This is a genomic window from Streptomyces sp. NPDC006193 (assembly GCF_040613915.1).
Lineage (GTDB): Bacteria > Actinomycetota > Actinomycetes > Streptomycetales > Streptomycetaceae > Streptomyces.
In genome coordinates, this window is record NZ_JBEXTB010000028.1 from 19,350 (window position 1) to 35,704 (window position 16,355).

Annotated in this window: 17 protein-coding genes; 11 read left to right on the top strand and 6 right to left on the bottom strand. The window is 73.9% G+C overall.

Features of this window, described 5'->3' with window-relative positions; translation table 11 throughout:
• Window positions 1-72: 72 nt before the first annotated feature.
• On the bottom strand, window positions 73-1,869 hold the full coding sequence (locus ABZ261_RS23025) for an AMP-dependent synthetase/ligase (protein WP_356862031.1): 1,797 nt from the start codon (window positions 1,867-1,869) through the stop codon (window positions 73-75).
• Window positions 1,870-2,176: 307 nt separating this feature from the next.
• Between ABZ261_RS23025 and ABZ261_RS23030 the strand changes: the two genes are divergently transcribed.
• The 6 genes from ABZ261_RS23030 to ABZ261_RS23055 all read left to right on the top strand — a co-directional run bounded on the left by ABZ261_RS23030 (window position 2,177) and on the right by ABZ261_RS23055 (window position 7,475).
• On the top strand, window positions 2,177-2,971 hold the full coding sequence (locus ABZ261_RS23030; protein ID WP_356862033.1) for a metallophosphoesterase: 795 nt from the start codon (window positions 2,177-2,179) through the stop codon (window positions 2,969-2,971).
• A 121-nt stretch (window positions 2,972-3,092) separates the two neighbouring features.
• Window positions 3,093-3,545 (top strand): SRPBCC family protein, encoded by a 453-nt coding sequence (locus ABZ261_RS23035; RefSeq protein ID WP_356862035.1) that lies wholly within the window; start codon window positions 3,093-3,095, stop codon window positions 3,543-3,545.
• 85 nt (window positions 3,546-3,630) lie between these two features.
• Window positions 3,631-4,851 carry an ArsA-related P-loop ATPase gene (locus ABZ261_RS23040; RefSeq protein ID WP_356862037.1) on the top strand — a complete coding sequence of 407 codons (1,221 nt, stop codon included), beginning with the start codon at window positions 3,631-3,633 and terminating at the stop codon, window positions 4,849-4,851.
• 56 nt (window positions 4,852-4,907) lie between these two features.
• The gene (locus tag ABZ261_RS23045; protein WP_356862039.1) at window positions 4,908-5,396 is read left to right on the top strand and encodes a DUF5304 domain-containing protein; all 489 of its coding nucleotides are present in this window, start codon (window positions 4,908-4,910) and stop codon (window positions 5,394-5,396) included.
• 67 nt (window positions 5,397-5,463) lie between these two features.
• Window positions 5,464-6,417 carry an ROK family glucokinase gene (locus ABZ261_RS23050; RefSeq protein ID WP_356862041.1) on the top strand — a complete coding sequence of 318 codons (954 nt, stop codon included), beginning with the start codon at window positions 5,464-5,466 and terminating at the stop codon, window positions 6,415-6,417.
• Window positions 6,418-6,722: 305 nt separating this feature from the next.
• Window positions 6,723-7,475 carry an endonuclease/exonuclease/phosphatase family protein gene (locus ABZ261_RS23055; RefSeq protein WP_356862043.1) on the top strand — a complete coding sequence of 251 codons (753 nt, stop codon included), beginning with the start codon at window positions 6,723-6,725 and terminating at the stop codon, window positions 7,473-7,475.
• Window positions 7,476-7,481: 6 nt separating this feature from the next.
• Here ABZ261_RS23055 and ABZ261_RS23060 read toward each other — a convergent pair whose 3' ends face one another.
• Together ABZ261_RS23060 and ABZ261_RS23065 are read right to left on the bottom strand one after the other, a co-directional pair.
• Window positions 7,482-8,120, bottom strand: a complete 639-nt coding sequence (locus ABZ261_RS23060) for a hypothetical protein (RefSeq protein WP_356862045.1) — start codon at window positions 8,118-8,120, stop codon at window positions 7,482-7,484.
• Window positions 8,113-8,892 (bottom strand): alpha/beta fold hydrolase, encoded by a 780-nt coding sequence (locus ABZ261_RS23065; RefSeq protein ID WP_356862047.1) that lies wholly within the window; start codon window positions 8,890-8,892, stop codon window positions 8,113-8,115. Before ABZ261_RS23065 ends, ABZ261_RS23060 begins: the two co-directional genes overlap by 8 nt.
• A 105-nt stretch (window positions 8,893-8,997) precedes the next feature.
• On the opposite strand from ABZ261_RS23065, the gene ABZ261_RS23070 reads away from it, so the two are divergent.
• The 3 genes from ABZ261_RS23070 to ABZ261_RS23080 are packed head-to-tail and all read left to right on the top strand — an operon-like array spanning window position 8,998 to window position 11,690.
• Complete coding sequence (locus ABZ261_RS23070) at window positions 8,998-9,732, top strand: lysophospholipid acyltransferase family protein (RefSeq protein WP_356862152.1); 735 nt, start codon at window positions 8,998-9,000, stop codon at window positions 9,730-9,732.
• A 57-nt stretch (window positions 9,733-9,789) separates the two neighbouring features.
• Window positions 9,790-11,013, top strand: a complete 1,224-nt coding sequence (locus tag ABZ261_RS23075; protein ID WP_356862049.1) for a DUF5931 domain-containing protein — start codon at window positions 9,790-9,792, stop codon at window positions 11,011-11,013.
• The gene (locus ABZ261_RS23080) at window positions 11,013-11,690 is read left to right on the top strand and encodes a response regulator transcription factor (protein WP_356862051.1); all 678 of its coding nucleotides are present in this window, start codon (window positions 11,013-11,015) and stop codon (window positions 11,688-11,690) included. Before ABZ261_RS23075 ends, ABZ261_RS23080 begins: the two co-directional genes overlap by 1 nt.
• Window positions 11,691-11,761: 71 nt before the next feature.
• Here ABZ261_RS23080 and ABZ261_RS23085 read toward each other — a convergent pair whose 3' ends face one another.
• Together ABZ261_RS23085 and ABZ261_RS23090 are read right to left on the bottom strand one after the other, a co-directional pair.
• Window positions 11,762-13,660 (bottom strand): anthranilate synthase family protein, encoded by a 1,899-nt coding sequence (locus ABZ261_RS23085; protein ID WP_356862053.1) that lies wholly within the window; start codon window positions 13,658-13,660, stop codon window positions 11,762-11,764.
• A gap of 96 nt (window positions 13,661-13,756) precedes the next feature.
• Window positions 13,757-14,005 (bottom strand): trp operon leader peptide, encoded by a 249-nt coding sequence (locus ABZ261_RS23090; RefSeq protein WP_356862055.1) that lies wholly within the window; start codon window positions 14,003-14,005, stop codon window positions 13,757-13,759.
• A 49-nt stretch (window positions 14,006-14,054) separates the two neighbouring features.
• Here ABZ261_RS23090 and ABZ261_RS23095 point away from each other — a divergent pair, with 49 nt between their 5' ends.
• Both ABZ261_RS23095 and ABZ261_RS23100 read left to right on the top strand, forming a co-directional pair.
• A complete protein-coding gene (locus ABZ261_RS23095) occupies window positions 14,055-15,404 on the top strand; it encodes a class II 3-deoxy-7-phosphoheptulonate synthase (protein ID WP_356862057.1) in 1,350 nt (449 codons plus the stop codon).
• Window positions 15,405-15,552: 148 nt separating this feature from the next.
• A complete protein-coding gene (locus tag ABZ261_RS23100) occupies window positions 15,553-15,813 on the top strand; it encodes a (2Fe-2S)-binding protein (protein WP_356862059.1) in 261 nt (86 codons plus the stop codon).
• Here the strand turns inward: ABZ261_RS23100 and bfr are convergent.
• Window positions 15,810-16,289 carry a bacterioferritin gene (bfr, locus tag ABZ261_RS23105; RefSeq protein ID WP_356862061.1) on the bottom strand — a complete coding sequence of 160 codons (480 nt, stop codon included), beginning with the start codon at window positions 16,287-16,289 and terminating at the stop codon, window positions 15,810-15,812. The genes ABZ261_RS23100 and bfr overlap by 4 nt on opposite strands.
• Between the last annotated feature and the right edge of the window lie 66 nt (window positions 16,290-16,355).

Below are 16,355 nucleotides of genomic sequence, written 5' to 3' on the forward strand. Positions count from 1 at the left end.
GCGCCGGGGGTGTCCGGCCGGGCACGGTGCGGGCTCGCACCGAGGGGGCCCACGGGCCGCCGCCGCGGGCGCCTACTTCGTGTACAGGGCTTCGATCTCGTCCGCGTAGTCCTTCGCCACCACGTTCCGCTTCAGCTTCAGCGACGGGGTGAGGTGGCCCGACTCCTCCGTGAACTGGGCGGGCAGGATGCGGAACTTCCGCACGGACTCCGCCTTGGACACCGCGGCGTTGCCGTCGTCCACGGCCGCCTGGACCGCGGCGAGCAGATCCGGGTCCTCCCGCAGCGACGCCGCGGTGGAGCCCGCCGGCTTGCCGTGCTCGGCGCACCAGCGGCCCAGGAACTCCTCGTCGAGGGTGATCAGCGCGCCGACGAACGGCCGCCCGTCGCCCACCACCATGCACTCCGCCACCAGCGCGTGCGCCCGGATCCGGTCCTCGATCACGGCCGGCGCCACGTTCTTGCCGCCCGCCGTGACGATGATCTCCTTCTTCCGGCCGGTGATCCGCAGGTAGCCGTCCTCGTCGAGGGTGCCGATGTCACCGGTGTGGAACCAGCCGTCGGCCAGCGCCTCGGCGGTCGCGCCCGGGTTGTTCCAGTACTCCTTGAACAGGTGCTCGCCGTGCAGCAGCACCTCGCCGTCGTCCGCGATCCGCACCACCGAGCCGGGCAGCGGCTGCCCGACCGTGCCGATCTTCTGCCGGTCCCACGGGTTGAAGGCGGTCGCCGCGCAGGACTCGGTCAGGCCGTAGCCCTCCAGCACGGTGAAGCCGATGCCGCGGAAGAAGTGGCCGAGCCGCTCGCCGAGCGGGGCGCCGCCGGAGATGGCGTACTCTCCCCGGCCGCCCAGGACCGCGCGCAGCTTGCCGTAGACCAGCTTGTCGAAGACCTTGTGCTTGATCCTCAGCCCGAACGACGGGCCCGAGGGGCTGTCCAGCGCCTTGCTGTAGGCGATCGCGGTGTCCGCGGCCCTGTCGAAGACCGCGCCCTTGCCGTCCGCCTGCGCCTTGGCCCGGGCCGAGTTGTACACCTTCTCGAAGACCCGCGGGACCCCGAGGATCAGCGTCGGCCGGAACGCGGCCAGCTCGTCGGTGAGGTTTTTGATGTCGGGGACGCAGCCCAGCTTGATCGGCGCCATCATCGGCGCGACCTGCACCAGCCGCCCGAAGACGTGCGCGAGGGGCAGGAACAGCAGCACGGAGCACTCGCCGGTGCGGAACAGCGGGCGCAGCCGCTCCACGACGTTCCCGCACTCGGCGAAGAAGCTGCGGTGGGTGAGGACGCAGCCCTTGGGGCGCCCGGTGGTGCCGCTCGTGTAGACGATGGTCGCCGGGTCGTCGGCCCGGGCGAGGGAGCCGCGCTCCTCCACCGTCTCGTCCGACACGCCCTGCCCGAGCCGGCCCAGCTCCGCCACGCCCCCGGCCTCGATCTGCCAGACGTGCTTGAGCGCGGGCAGCGACTCGCGCACCGACTCGACGGCCTCCGCGTGGCCCGGCAGCTCCACGACGCAGGCCGTCGCCCCCGAGTCGGACAGGATCCACTGGACCTGTTCCGGGGAGCTGGTCTCGTACACCGGCACGGTGACCGCGCCCGCGCTCCAGATCGCGAAGTCGAGGAGCGTCCACTCGTACCGCGTCCGGGACATCAGGCCCACCCGGTCGCCCGGCTGGACCCCGGCGGCGATGAGGCCCTTGGCGGCGGTGCGCACCTCGGCGAGGAACTCCCGGGCGGTCACGTCCTGCCAGGCGCCGTCCACCTTGCGGGCGATGACGGCGACGTCGGGATGCTGCGCGGCGTTTCTGCGGACGATGTCGGTCAGGTTGCCGTCCGCAGGGACCTCGTACAGAGCCGGAAGGCTGAACTCGCGCAAGACTGCTGCTCCTCATAGGGCGCCGGCGCCAACGACGCTGTGCGGTGCGACGGTGCGGTCCAAGGCTGGGGCGGGTGCTCCGGGGCCGGCAAGACTCGTATGCCGGCATCCTGAGCACGACTGGACTGCCCGGACGTTACCCGCCGGTATGGCGTCTACGACAGGGGGGCCCGGCGAGATGTTCGCCGCGTCACACAGGTGGACGTTCCTTCGCGCACAGTAGTCCACGGCCGAACCGACCGGCGAGTAACCGCAGGTGGCACCGGCACTGTTCACGAGTGCCGCGCTCCGCCTACCCTTGATCGCCATGGCGCCCACACGCTTCGGCAACCGGACCCGCGTCCACGTGGTCAGCGACGTGCACGGCAACGCCCGGGACCTGGCCCGGGCCGGCGAGGGTGCCGACGCCCTGATCTGCCTCGGCGACCTCGTCCTCTTCCTTGACTACGCCGACCACTCGCGCGGCATCTTCCCCGACCTCTTCGGCAAGGAGAACGCCGACCGCATCGTCGAGCTGCGCACCGCCCGCCGCTTCGAGGAGGCCCGCGCGTTCGGCGCCCGGCTGTGGGCCGGGATCGGCGCCGACCGGGCCACCGCCGTCGAACAGGCGGTGCGCCGGCAGTACGCCGAACTGTTCGCCGCGTTCCCGACGCCCACGTACGCCACCTACGGCAACGTCGACATGCCGTCCCTGTGGCCGGAGTACGCCCGGCCCGGCACCACGGTCCTCGACGGCCGGCGGGTGGAGATCGGCGGCTGGACCTTCGGCTTCGTCGGCGGCGGCCTGCGCACGCCGATGCGCACGCCGTACGAGATCGGCGACGAGGAGTACGCGGCGAAGATCGAGGCGGTCGGCGAGGTCGACGTGCTGTGCACGCACATCCCGCCGGAGGTGCCCGAGCTGGTCTACGACACCGTGGCGCGCCGCTTCGAGCGGGGCAGCCGGGCCCTGCTCGACGCCGTCCGCCGCACCCGGCCGCGGTACGCGCTGTTCGGGCATGTGCACCAGCCGCTGGCGCGCCGGATGCGGATCGGCGCGACCGAGTGCGTGAACGTGGGCCACTTCGCGGCCACCGGCAGGCCCTGGGTGCTCGAATGGTGAGCCCCGGCGGACGGGGTGAAGGCGGCAGGTCGGCGGCGCGGTAGCCTTCACGCTGCACACACGTGCGCAGCCCGGCGCACACAGACCTCTCCGCACGGCCGCATCTGGAGGAGCCACGACGATGGCGGAACACACCAGTTCGAGCATCACGATCGAGGCGGCTCCGGCCGACGTCATGGCGGTGATCGCCGACTTCGCGCGCTACCCGGACTGGACCGGCGAGGTGAAGGAGGCGGAGGTCCTCGCGACCGACGCGCAGGGCCGCGCCGAGCAGGTCCGCCTCGTCATGGACGCCGGCGCCATCAAGGACGACCAGACCCTCGCCTACACCTGGACCGGCGACCACGAGGTCTCCTGGACCCTGGTCAAGTCCCAGATGCTCCGCTCGCTGGACGGCTCCTACCTGCTGAAGCCGGCCGGCGCGGGCGCCACCGAGGTCACCTACCGGCTCACCGTCGACGTCAAGATCCCCATGCTCGGCATGATCAAGCGCAAGGCGGAGAAGGTCATCATCGACCGGGCGCTGGCGGGTCTGAAGAAGAGGGTCGAACAGAAGAGCCCGTCCGGCGCGTGAGACGGGGCCGTGCAGGCCGGAGGGGTCGAGGGCGCGCTCCCGGCCGCGGCCGGGAGCCGGTGCGGCACCGGTACCGTTCACCCTCATGCGCACCATCCTGATCACGGGCCCGGGCGGCAGCGGCCGCACGACCATCGCCGCCGCCACCGCGCTCACCGCCGCCCGCGAGGGCAGCCGCACCCTTCTGCTGAGCGCCGACCGCACCGACACCCCGGGCACGGCACTGGGCACCGCGACAGGACCGGTCCCCGCCGAGGCCGCCGAGCGCCTCACCGTCTGGCGGCCCGACCCGGCCGCCCGCTTCCGCGAGGACCTCACCGCCTTCCAGTCCCGCGCCGCGCACGTCCTCGACCTCCTCGGGGCCGCCCGCCTGGACGCCGAGGAGGTCACCCCGCTGCCCGGCGCCGAGGAGCTGTCCTTCCTGCGGGCGCTGCGCGACGCCGCCCTCAGCGAGCGCTACGACCTCCTCGTCGCCGACCTCCCGCCCCTGCCGCAGGCCCTCGCCCTGCTCGGCCTGCCCGAGGAGCTGCGCCGCTACCTGCGCCGCCTGCTTCCGCCCGAACGGCAGGCGGCCCGCGCCCTGCGCCCGGTCCTCGGCCGGCTGGCCGGCATCCCCATGCCCGCCGACTGGCTGTACGAGACGGCGGCCCGCTGGGACGTCGAACTGGCCGCCGTCGAGGCCGTCCTCGCCGACCGGAACACCGCCGTGCGGCTGGTCGCCGAACCCGGCCCGGCGGGCGCCGACGCCGTGCGCGCCGCGGGCCTCGGCCTCGCCCTGCGCGGCCTGCGCACCGAGGCGCTGATCGCCAACCGGACGCTGCCCGAGTCGGCGTCCGGCGGCTGGCCCGCCCACCCGTCGCCCGAACCGTCCTCCGCACCGGCCTGGGCGCCCCTGCTGTCCCTCCACGCCCAGCAGCGCAAGGCGCTCGCCGACTGGCGGGAGGCGTACCGGGTCCACCCCGTCCCGCACCTGGGCCGGGACCCGCACGGCCCCGACGACCTGGACGCCCTCGCCGTGCCCGCCGTCAACCCGGCGCCCGCCCCGGTCGAGTGGTCCGTGACCGACCGGATCGCCGAGGACGGCGTGCTGGTCTGGAACCTCCCGCTGCCCGGCGCGATACGGGACGAACTCGACCTGATCCGGCGCGGCGACGAACTCCTGATCACCGCGGGCCCGTTCCGGCGGATCGTGCCGCTGCCGTCCGCCCTGCGCCGCTGCACCGTCGCCGGGGCCGGGCTCCGCGACGGCGAACTGCGCATCCGCTTCGCCCCCGACCCCGGCCTGTGGCCCGCCGCCGGACGGTGAACCGGGTACGCCGTTCGGGTAACGTCGTAGGGGCGAACCGTAGTCAGGAGTCCGCCATGAGCGAAGAGCGCCCCGCGTCCGGCCCCTTCCAGGAGGAGCGGCCGCGCGCCACCGACGCCGACGCCTGGGCCGCGGCCTGCGCCGAGGACCTCGCCGCCGAGCAGGCCCGGCGCCGCACCGAGCACGGACCGCCGCCGGGCTCGGCCGCCGAGGAACTGAAGAAGCTCGTGGACACGGTGGCCGACAAGCTGTCCGGGTTCCAGTCACCGCTCCTGGGCGCCCTCGCCGGACCCGCCGCCCAGCAGGTGGTGCGGCAGGTCGTCCAGCAGGCGAAGGCCGCCGTCGAGCCCGTCGTGGAGCGCAACCCCGAGGTCTTCGACCACCTGGCCGCGGCCGGCAGCGAGCTGCTCGCCGCCTACCGCTCGGCGGTCCAGGCCCAGGAGCGCCGCTGGACCGCCCGTACGGCCGACCCCGCGCACGACCGGGCGGACCGGCCCGGCGGGGACGAGGGCACCGGCCCGGGCGAGCGTATCGACCTGGACTGAAGCCCTCCCACGGCAGGGCCTCGGGTACGGTTGGCCGTAGCGGGGCTCGACCGAAACTGAGGGATTCATGGGACTCACCATCGGCGTCGACATCGGCGGCACGAAGATCGCGGCCGGCGTGGTCGACGAGGAAGGCAACATCCTCTCGACCTTCAAGGTGCCGACCCCCACCACGCCCGAGGCCATCGTGGACGCCATCGCCTCGGCGGTGGAGGGCGCGCGCGCCGGGCACGAGATCGTCGGCGTGGGCATCGGCGCCGCCGGGTACGTCAACCGGCAGCGCTCCACGGTGTACTTCGCGCCCAACATCGACTGGCGCAACGAGCCGCTCAAGGAGAAGGTCGAGGCCCGCACGGGCCTCCCCGTCGTGGTCGAGAACGACGCCAACGCCGCCGCCTGGGGCGAGTACCGGTTCGGCGCCGGCAAGGGCCACCGCAACGTCATCTGCATCACGCTCGGCACCGGCCTCGGCGGCGGCATCATCATCGGCAACAAGCTGCGCCGCGGCCACTTCGGCGTCGCCGCCGAGTTCGGCCACATCCGGATGGTCCCGGACGGCCTGCTGTGCGGCTGCGGCTCGCAGGGCTGCTGGGAGCAGTACGCCTCCGGGCGCGCCCTGGTCCGCTACGCCAAGCAGCGCGCCAACGCCACCCCCGAGCGCGCCGAGCTCCTGCTGTCGCTCGGCGACGGCACCCCCGAGGGCATCGAGGGCAAGCACATCTCCATGGCCGCCCGCCAGGGCGACCCGGTCGCCGTGGACTCCTACCGCGAGCTGGCCCGCTGGGCCGGCGCCGGCCTCGCCGACCTGGCCTCCCTCTTCGACCCGTCCGCGTTCATCGTCGGCGGCGGCCTCTCCGACGAGGGCGACCTGGTCCTCGATCCGATCCGCAAGTCGTACAAGCGCTGGCTGGTCGGCGGCAACTGGCGCCCGGTGGCCGACGTGATCGCGGCCCAGCTCGGCAACAAGGCGGGCCTGGTCGGCGCCGCGGACCTGGCCCGCGAGCCGGATCCCATCATGTGACAGGGGCCGTGCCCGCTCGAACGGCGCGAAGGGCGCGGGGAAGAACGCGAGCAGCACGCGGGGAAGTGCGCGGCACGCCACGACGGACCGGCGGTCGCGCACGGACCCCGCGCACAGGCCCCGCGTCCGGCGCGCCCCGTGCCGTCCGCCGCCCGGCGCCCCGGCCCCCCGGGGCCCCGTGCCGCCCGGCGCCCCGTGCCGACCGGCGCCCCGTGCCGTCCGCCGACCGGCGCCCCGGCCCCCCGTGCCGCCCGGCGCCCCGTGCCGTCCGCCGTCCCGGCCTCCGGGCGGCGTACATTGACCGCATGGCCACCCCCCTGCTCCCCAACTCCCGCACAGAGCCCGACGGTTCGGCCCTGATCCGCGTCCTGAGCTACAACATCCGCTCGATGCGGGACGACACCGACGCCCTCGCCCGCGTCATCACCGCCTGCGCCCCCGACCTGGTCCTCCTGCAGGAGGCGCCCCGCTTCTTCCGCTGGCGCAAGAAACTCGCCCGGCTCGCGGCGGCCTCCGGCCAGGTGCTGCTCACCGGCGGGGCCACGGCGGCCGGCCCCGCCATCCTGTGCTCGCTCCGGGCCACCGTCGAACGGACGGAGGACGTCCTGCTCCCGCTCACCCCCGGTCTGCACCGGCGGGGGCTGGCCACGGCGGTGGTCCGGTTCGGCGGCGCCCGGCTGGGCGTGATCAGCTGTCACCTCAGCCTGCAGAAGGACGAACGCCACCGGCAGGGCCGTATGCTCCTCGACCGTCTCGCCGGACTCGGCGCCGAGCACGCCGTCGCGGGCGGCGACCTCAACGAACGCCCGCAGGGCCGCACCTTCCGCATGCTCGCGGAGGCCATGCAGGACTGCCACGCCACCGCTCCCTGGGGCGGCGCGCCCACCTCCACCCCGGCCGACCCCCACCAGCGCATCGACGCGATCTTCGCGACCCGGGCCGTCGAGGTGCTGGGCTGCGGCGTCCCCCTGGACCAGCCGGGCGTGACGCAGGCCGATCTGAGGGCGGCCACGGACCACCTCCCGGTGCTGGCCGCCCTCCGGGTCCCGGCGTCGTAGCCCGGGTCAGACCACGGCTCCGCGTCCCGGGTCGTCGTCCTCCTCGTCGTCCGTGCGCATCCGGGCCACCAGCGTCGCGAAGCCGCCGAGGAAGCCGCCGATGGCGCAGGTCGCCAGCCACCACGTCATGTCCCAGCCGAACAGCACCGCCAGCAGGAGCAGGACCGGGCCGCCGACCACGCCCAGCCAGGCGAACCGGGCGGTGGTGTCCGCGGACGGCAGCGGCGGCGGCTCCGGAGGCACGAAATGCCCCTCGTCGTCCTCGTCGAAGTCGTCCTCGGACGGCTCGGGCGCGGTGTGGTCGCGCGGGCCGACGCCGGGCGCGAAGGAGACCGACGCGCCCAGCGGCCGGGCCGGCTGCCGGCCCGCCGGCTCACCGCCCCCGCTGTCCTCGGCGGGGTCCTGCGCGGCGTCCGTCACGGTGTCCGTCCCGGTGTTCTTCTCCAGCAGCGCGAGATCCTCGACAGCCTTGAAGGGCCGGGCGCCCGGCGGATCCGGCGGCTCCTCGCCGTACCCGGCGACGATGGCGCGCCAGGCGGCGTCCACGTCCAGAGGCGCCCCCTGCCCGTCCGGCTCCCGGCCCTCCCGGCCCTCCCGGTCCTCCCGGTCCTCGCGGCCCTCACGGTCGGAGTCGTGCTCAGCCAACTGCGGCCGTCCCTTCCTTGCCGACACTGGGTGCGAGCCGGCCGATGAAGCCGAGGCTCTCCTCGAAGATCCGGTCCGCATCCTCGTCCAACGTCGCCACGTGGTAGCTGTGTTCCAGCACGACCTCCGTGACGTCCGTGGACGACACCCGGCTCAGCACCCGGGCCGAGTCGGCAGCCGGAACCACATGGTCCTGGGCGCTGCGCAGCAGCAGCAACGGCTGGGTGACCTGGGGCAGCTCCCCGTCCAGCCGGCGCAGGAACACCCGCAGCGAGTGCGCCGCGTGCAGCGGCACCCGGTCGTACCCCAGCTCCGCCGCGCCCTCCTTGGCGATGTCGCTGGCGATGCCCTTCGTCGTCCGCACGAGGTGCCGGGCCACCGGAAGGGCGTACGCCGACAGGCCGTGCACCTTGTTCGCCGGGTTGACGGCCACGACGCCCGCCACCCGGTCGCCGTGCCGCGCCGCGAGCCGCAGGGCCAGCGCCCCGCCCATCGACAGTCCCGCGACGAACACCCGGGAACAGCGCTCGGCGAGCAGGCGCAGTTCGCGGTCCACCTCCGCGTACCAGTCCTGCCAGCCCGTGAGCTGCATGTCCTCCCAGCGGGTGCCGTGGCCGGGCAGCAGCGGCAGGGACACGGTCAGGTCGTGGGCCGCGTGGTGCTCGGCCCAGGGGCGCAGCGACTGGGGTGAGCCGGTGAAACCGTGGCACAGGAGGACCCCCACCTCCCCGCCGTCGTGGCGGTACGGCTCGGCTCCGGGAAGAACTGGCATGTGCTTCACCGTACGCGACCGCACGGACACCGACCAGGGTCGTCGGGCCCTTTGACGGTCCTGCGGGTTATGGTCTCCTCGACGCAAACAGGAGGCACACGGGTGTTGTACGGCACGATGAAGGTCGCCATCGGAGGGCCGCTGAAGGTCGCCTTCAGGCCCTGGGTGGAGGGCCTGGAGAACATACCGGCCGACGGTCCCGCCATCCTGGCCAGCAATCACCTGTCGTTCTCGGACTCGTTCTTCCTGCCGGCCGTGCTCGACCGCAAGGTCACCTTCATCGCCAAGGCCGAGTACTTCACCACCCCCGGTGTGAAGGGCCGCCTCACCGCCGCCTTCTTCAAGGGCGTCGGCCAGCTCCCGGTGGACCGCTCCGGGGCACGCGGCGCCGGCGAGGCGGCCGTGCGGAGCGGTATAGAGGTGCTGCGGCGCGGCGAGTTGTTCGGCATCTACCCGGAGGGCACCCGCTCGCCGGACGGCCGGCTCTACCGGGGCAAGCCCGGCGGCCTGGCACGCGTGGCGCTGGCCACCGGCGCGCCGGTCATCCCGGTCGCCATGATCGACACCGAGAAGATCCAGCCGCCCGGCAAGGTCGTGCCCAAGCTGATGCGGCCCGGCATCCGCATCGGCAGGCCCCTGGACTTCAGCCGCTACCAGGGCATGGAGCACGACCGGTTCGTGCTGCGCGCGCTGACCGACGAGGTCATGTACGAGATCATGAAGCTTTCCGGCCAGGAGTACGTCGACATGTACGCCACCGCCGCCAAACGGCAGCTCGCGGAGGCGGCGAAGGCGGCCAGGGAAGCGGAGAGAGCCGAGAAGAAGCAGCCCGAGTCCTAGCCGGGGAGCGAGGACCGGGAGCCGGGGGACCAGGGGAAGGCAGGGGGCCGGGGGGACATGCCCGAACGCGAGCGCGTCATGCGGATGTCGGTCGAGCTGCCGCTGTGGCGCGCGCTCACCGGCTACCGCGTCCTGAGCATGCTCTACGCCATCGGCCTGTGCGCCACCGCCTACGACCAGTTCGTCCGGCCCTGGATCGCCGTGGCCTACTACGCCGTCCTGGTCGTGTGGACCTGCGCCACCCTGCCGAAGGTGGCCGACGCGGCGAGCTGCACCAGGCGTTTCCTGGCCGCGGACCTCGCCGTCGCCCTCACCGGCATCCTGCTCACCCCGCTCGCCGACAGCCACGAGCGGATCGCGGGCGGCGGCCCCACCCTGCCGTCGATATGGACCGCCGGCTCGGTGCTGGCCTTCGCCGTCAAGGGCGGCTGGCGCTGGGCCGCCGTCGCCTCCACCGCCGTGGCCGCCGCCAACCTGATCGAGCGCGGCGGGCCCGCCCGGGACACCGTCCACAACGTCGTCCTGGTCTGGGTCGCCTCCATCGCCATCGGCTACGTCGTGGAGGTCGCCCGCGTCTCCGAACGCACCCTCGCCCGCGCCCTGGAGATCGAGGCCGCCACCCGGGAGCGGGAGCGGCTGGCCCGGGACATCCACGACAGCGTGCTGCAGGTGCTGGCGATGGTGAAGCGGCGCGGCGCGGCCCTCGGCGGCGAGGCGGCCGAGCTGGGCCGGCTGGCCGGGGAGCAGGAGGTGGCCCTGCGCACCCTCGTGTCGGGCGGTCCGGTGCCGGTCTCCCGCACCTCGCGGGACTCGGCCGGCGGAGCCGTCGCAGGCCCGGCGGCGGAGCCCGGGGAGGACGGCATGGCCGATCTGCGCTCCCTGCTCGCCCCCTACGCGTGCGGCCGGGTCAGCCTCGCCGAGCCGGGCGCCCCGGTGATGCTGCCGGCCGCGGCCGCCCGGGAGGTCGCCGCCGCCGTCGGCGCCGCCCTGGACAATGTGCGCCGGCACGCCGGCGGCCGGGCGCGGGCGTGGATCCTGGTGGAGGACGAGCCGGACGAGATCGTCGTCACCGTCCGGGACGACGGCCCCGGCATCCCCGAGGGCCGGCTGGCCCAGGCCGAGGGCGAGGGACGGCTCGGGGTGGCCCAGTCGATCCGGGGCCGGCTGCGCGACCTCGGCGGCAGCGCCGACCTGGTCTCCGTCCCGGGGCAGGGCACGGAAGTCGAACTGAAGGTACCGAAGGGCGCCGTGCGGGCGCGGGCGAAGAAGGCGGAGCGGTGATGACACAGCGGCAGGGCCCGATCCGGGTCATGGTGGTGGACGACCACCCGATGTGGCGGGACGCGGTCGCCCGGGACCTGGCCGAGTCCGGTTTCGAGGTGGTCGCCACCGCCGGGGACGGCGAGCAGGCGGTCCGCCGCGCCAAGGCCGCCGCCCCCGACGTGCTGGTCCTGGACCTCAACCTGCCCGCGAAGCCCGGCGTGCAGGTGTGCAAGGAGCTCGTCGCGCACGATCCGGCGCTGCGCGTCCTCGTCCTGTCCGCGAGCGGCGAGCACGCGGACGTGCTGGAGGCCGTGAAGTCCGGCGCGACCGGCTACCTGCTGAAGTCCGCGTCCACCGGGGAACTGCTGGACGCGGTGCGCCGTACCGCCGTCGGAGACCCGGTGTTCACGCCGGGTCTCGCCGGGCTGGTCCTCGGCGAGTACCGGCGCCTGGCCGCCGAGCCCGCGCCCGCCGCGGGGGCCGGCGAGCCGGGCGCGCCGCGGCTGACGGACCGGGAGACGGAGGTGCTGCGGCTGGTGGCGAAGGGCCTGAGCTACAAGCAGATCGCCGAACGCCTCGTCATCTCCCATCGCACGGTGCAGAACCACGTCCAGAACACGCTCGGCAAGCTCCAGCTCCACAACAGGGTCGAACTGGTCCGGTACGCGATCGAGCGCGGACTCGACGACGCCTAGGGCCCGCCCCGGCCGTGGCCCGCGATGCCGTCCCCGCGGCGTCGCCCCGGCCGCCCTGTGGTCACGGACCGTCAGGTCCCGGCGCCGCCCGGCACGCTCGCGGTGCGCGCGCCGCGCAGCCGGCCGAGCAGTTCCCGCACCACGGCGGCGCCGTCCAGGCTGAGGACCGACTCCGGGTGGAACTGCACGCCCGCGAAGCCGGGGCCCCGCAGGGCGTGCACCTCGCCGTTCGCCGCCCGGCTCACCTCGACGCCGCGCGCGGCCAGGTCCCGGGCCGTCCCGTCGTCGCAGCGCGCGACGAAGCTGTTGTAGAAGCCGACGGTCCGCGGCCGCCCGAACAGGTCGATCACCGTCTGCGCCCCCTGGTACGGCACCTCCTTGCGGACCAGGTCCAGGCCCAGTTCGGCAGCCATCAGCTCATGGCCGAGGCACACGCCGAGCACCCCGTGCCGGTGCCGGCGGAGCACGGTGGCCGCCAGGTCGCGCAGGAACCGCATCTTCGGGTCGGCGCCGTCGCGGGGGTCACCGGGGCCGGGGCCCAGCACCACCGGTCCCTCGTGCGCGAGCACGGCGGCCCGCAGCCCCGGCTCGTCGTACCGCCGTACGGTCACCTCCAGGCCGCCCGAGCGCAGCAGGTGGGCCAGCATCGCCGTGAAGGTGTCCTCGCCGTCGACCACCAGGGCGTGACCGGCCGGCCGGGAGGGGCGCTCCTGCAGGCGCAGCCAGAACGGGGCGAGCCCGGCCCGCCGCCCGTCCAGCGCGGCCCGCACCCGCGGGTCGTCGGCGAGCCGGGGCCGCTCGCGCTCCGCGCGCGGCCCCGGCGGCCGCACCCCGAGCGCGGCCAGCACCCCCGCCGCCTTGGCGTGGGTCTCGGCGGCCTCGGCCGCCGGGTCCGAGCCGCGCACCAGCGTCGCCCCGACCGCGACCCGCAGCCGGCCGTCCGCGCGGATGTCGGCGGTGCGGATCGCGATGGGGGAGTCCAGGGTCTGTGCGCCGCCGGAGTCCCGCCCCAGCAGGGCCAGCGCCCCCGCGTAGTAGCCACGGCCGGCGCCGTCCGGCCCGATCGGCTCGTACCGCTCGATCACCCGGCAGGCGTTCTGCACCGGCGAGCCGGTGACCGTCGCCGCGAACATCGTCTCCTTCAGCACCTCCCGCACGTCCAGGGAGGACTTCCCGCGCAGCTCGTACTCGGTGTGCGCGAGGTGCGCCATCTCCTTCAGCCGCGGGCCCACGACGACCCCGCCGCCGTCGGCGACGGTGCACATCGTCTTCAGCTCCTCGTCGACGACCATCGACAGCTCCTCGGTCTCCTTGCCGTCGGCGAGGAAGGCGAGCAGGCCCTCGGGCGTCGGACCGCCGGCGGGATAGCGGTACGTCCCGCTGATCGGGTTCATCACGACCGTCCCGCCGGACATCCGCACGTGCACCTCGGGACTGGCGCCGACCAGCGTGCGGTCGCCGGTGTGCACCACGAACGTCCAGTACGCGCCCCGCTCGCCCGCCAGCAGCCGCCGGAACAGGGCGAGCGCGTCCGCGCGGCCGAAGCCCGGGACCGTCCCCCCGTACGTGCGCCGGATCACGAAGTTGGCGCCCTCGCCGCCGCCGATCTCCTCGCGCAGCACCCGGCCGACGATCTTCGCGTACTCCTCGTCGGACACGTCGAAACCGCCGTCCTCCACCCGCACCTCGTGCGCCGGGAGCTGGGCGAGGGCGTCGGCGAGGGGCAGCGTGTGCGACTCCTCGGGGACCAGCGCCACCAGGGGGGTGCCGTCGTCGCGGACGTCGAAGCCGCGCTCGCGGATCTGGCGGAACGGGACGAGCGCGAGGCACTCGTCGGGCAGCTCGGCGAGCCGCTCGCGCTCGGTGACCGGGCCGATCAGCAGCTCGACCTGGTCCGGGGCGCGGCCGGGCGTGCGGCGGCGCAGCAGGGCGAACGGGCGGGGGTCGTCGATCAGGTCACGCAGGTGCATGGGTCCGTCTCCTTCTCGCTGGAGAGGAACGGCCGGGCCGCGAGACACCGAAGGCCGCCCCTCGGGCGGCCTTCGCGAAGTCGAGCGTACGCGCAGTCAGTGGGCCGCCGGATGAGCGGTCCACCACCAGGTGCGGGTCGAAAGCGCGAACATGACGGGCAGCGTACCCCAACCCCCGCGGGCCGCGGTGCCCGTCTGCTCGTCGCGCCGCGCGCCGTCCTCTCGGTCGCTCCCGCCGACCCCGCGGTGCAGGACCGGCACCGACGGCCCGGCCCGACGGACCGGCCCGGCGGCCCGTCCTGGGCCCCTAGACCATGCTTCGCGCGGCGGACGCGTCCGTCTCATCTTCCGGTCCCGGGCATGGACGCGCCCGGCGACCCCGTAATGTTGGGGTGTGACCGTGAACGCAACCAGCCACCACGCTGGCAACACCTGGCGAGACCTGCCCGCGGCGCAGCAGCCCGAGTACCCCGACCCCGAGGCTCTGCGCGCAGTGATCGCGGACCTCGAGTCGTATCCGCCGCTCGTCTTCGCGGGCGAGTGCGACCAGCTGCGCGCCCGGATGGCGGCCGTCGCCAGGGGTGAGGCGTTCCTCCTCCAGGGCGGCGACTGCGCCGAGGCCTTCGACGCGGTGTCCGCCGACCAGATCCGCAACAAGCTGAAGACGCTGCTCCAGATGGGCGCCGTCCTGACCTACGCGGCCTCCGTGCCCGTGGTGAAGGTCGGCCGCATCGCCGGGCAGTACTCCAAGCCCCGCTCGAAGCCGACCGAGACCCGCGACGGCGTGACGCTGCCGGTCTACCGGGGCGACTCCGTCAACGGCTTCGACTTCACGCCCGAGTCCCGCATCCCGGACCCCGAGCGGCTGAAGCGCATGTACCACGCCTCGGCGTCCACGCTGAACCTGGTGCGCGCCTTCACCACCGGCGGTTACGCCGACCTGCGCCAGGTGCACGCCTGGAACCAGGACTTCGTGCGCACCTCGCCGTCCGGCCAGCGCTACGAGCAGCTCGCCCGCGAGATCGACAACGCGCTGCACTTCATGCGGGCCTGCGGCACCGATCCGGAGGAGTTCAAGACCGTCGAGTTCTACTCCTCGCACGAGGCGCTGCTGCTGGACTACGAGTCGGCCCTGACCCGGGTCGACTCCCGCACCGGCAGGCTGTACGACGTCTCCGCGCACATGGTGTGGATCGGCGAGCGGACCCGGCAGCTGGACGGCGCGCACATCGAGTTCGCCTCGCAGATCCGCAACCCCGTCGGCATCAAGCTCGGCCCGACCACGACGGCCGAGGAGGCGCTGCAGTACATCGACCGCCTCGACCCCGAGCGGGAGCCGGGCCGGCTGACGTTCATCGTCCGCATGGGCGCCGACAAGATCCGCGACCGGCTCCCCGAGCTGGTCGAGAAGGTCACGGCGTCCGGTGCGACGGTGGCGTGGGTGACCGACCCGATGCACGGCAACACCTTCGAGGCGGCCTCCGGGCACAAGACCCGCCGCTTCGACGACGTGCTGGACGAGGTCAAGGGCTTCTTCGAGGTCCACAAGGCGCTCGGCACCCACCCGGGCGGCATCCACGTGGAGCTGACCGGCGACGACGTCACCGAGTGCGTGGGCGGCGGCGACGAGATCTTCGTCGACGACCTGCACCAGCGCTACGAGACGGCCTGCGACCCGCGGCTGAACCGCAGCCAGTCGCTGGACCTGGCGTTCCTGGTGGCCGAGATGTACCGGGACCAGTGAGCGGCCGGCGGTGACCCTTCTGGGGCGCGGATCACACCCGATCCGCGCCCCTTCCGCTTTCGCGGTCGCGCCGGACTCGGTAAGGTTAGGTTTGCCTCACCGGACACCGGGACGGCAGAAGACGGAGATCCCGGCGGGAGGTGACCGCGTGTACGTGTGCAGCTGCTTCGGCATCACCGAGGCCCAGGTCAGGCAGCACGCGGAGCAGGGCGCCTGCACCCCCCGCCAGATCGCCTCCGCCTGCAAGGCCGGCACCGACTGCGGTTCCTGCGTCCGCCGCATCCAGGCCCTGCTCGGCCGCGCCGCCTGTCCGCGCCGCGAGGCGGCCGACCGGGGCGAGCCGGTGCTCGCGCGCGCGTCCGGGGCCCCCGCGGCCCCCGCGGCCTCCACCGTCCCCGAGGCCGCCTAGCTCTCCGGCTGCTCGATCAGCTGGGCGAGGTAGAGCGCCTCGCCGAGCTTGTCCACCAGCTCCAGCTGGGTGTCCAGATAGTCGATGTGGTGCTCCTCGTCGGCGAGGATGTCCTCGAAGATGTTCGCGGACGTGATGTCGTTCTTCTCGCGCATCACCCTGATGCCCCGCCGGAGCCGGTCGATCGCCTCCACCTCGATCTGCTTGTCCGCCTCGAACATCTCCCGCACGGTCTGCCCGACGCGGACGTGGAACAGCCGCTGGTAGTTGGGCAGCCCCTCCAGGAACAGGATGCGGTCGGTGAGCACCTCCGCGTGCTTCATCTCGTCGAACGACTCGTGCCGGGTGTACCTGGCGAGCTTCGTCCAGCCGAAGTGCTCCTGCATCTTGGCGTGCAGGAAGTACTGGTTGATCGCGGTCAGCTCGGCGGTGAGCTGTTCGTTGAGGAACTCGATGACCTCGGGGTCGCCCTGCATCGCAGCGGCTCCTTCCACAGGAGGGACGGGGGAGGTGCGCGGCGGCGTGATCGCACCGGGCACGGA

Bases quoted from the DNA above. Each gene is read 5' to 3' on its own strand.
- ABZ261_RS23030 (WP_356862033.1), top strand. From the start codon at position 2,177: ATGGCGCCCACACGCTTCGGCAACCGGACCCGCGTCCACGTGGTCAGC.
- ABZ261_RS23035 (WP_356862035.1), top strand. From the start codon at position 3,093: ATGGCGGAACACACCAGTTCGAGCATCACGATCGAGGCGGCTCCGGCC.
- ABZ261_RS23040 (WP_356862037.1), top strand. From the start codon at position 3,631: ATGCGCACCATCCTGATCACGGGCCCGGGCGGCAGCGGCCGCACGACC.
- ABZ261_RS23045 (WP_356862039.1), top strand. From the start codon at position 4,908: ATGAGCGAAGAGCGCCCCGCGTCCGGCCCCTTCCAGGAGGAGCGGCCG.
- ABZ261_RS23050 (WP_356862041.1), top strand. From the start codon at position 5,464: ATGGGACTCACCATCGGCGTCGACATCGGCGGCACGAAGATCGCGGCC.
- ABZ261_RS23055 (WP_356862043.1), top strand. From the start codon at position 6,723: ATGGCCACCCCCCTGCTCCCCAACTCCCGCACAGAGCCCGACGGTTCG.
- ABZ261_RS23065 (WP_356862047.1), bottom strand. From the start codon at position 8,892: ATGCCAGTTCTTCCCGGAGCCGAGCCGTACCGCCACGACGGCGGGGAG.
- ABZ261_RS23075 (WP_356862049.1), top strand. From the start codon at position 9,790: ATGCCCGAACGCGAGCGCGTCATGCGGATGTCGGTCGAGCTGCCGCTG.
- ABZ261_RS23080 (WP_356862051.1), top strand. From the start codon at position 11,013: ATGACACAGCGGCAGGGCCCGATCCGGGTCATGGTGGTGGACGACCAC.
- ABZ261_RS23085 (WP_356862053.1), bottom strand. From the start codon at position 13,660: ATGCACCTGCGTGACCTGATCGACGACCCCCGCCCGTTCGCCCTGCTG.
- ABZ261_RS23090 (WP_356862055.1), bottom strand. From the start codon at position 14,005: ATGAGACGGACGCGTCCGCCGCGCGAAGCATGGTCTAGGGGCCCAGGA.
- bfr (WP_356862061.1), bottom strand. From the start codon at position 16,289: ATGCAGGGCGACCCCGAGGTCATCGAGTTCCTCAACGAACAGCTCACC.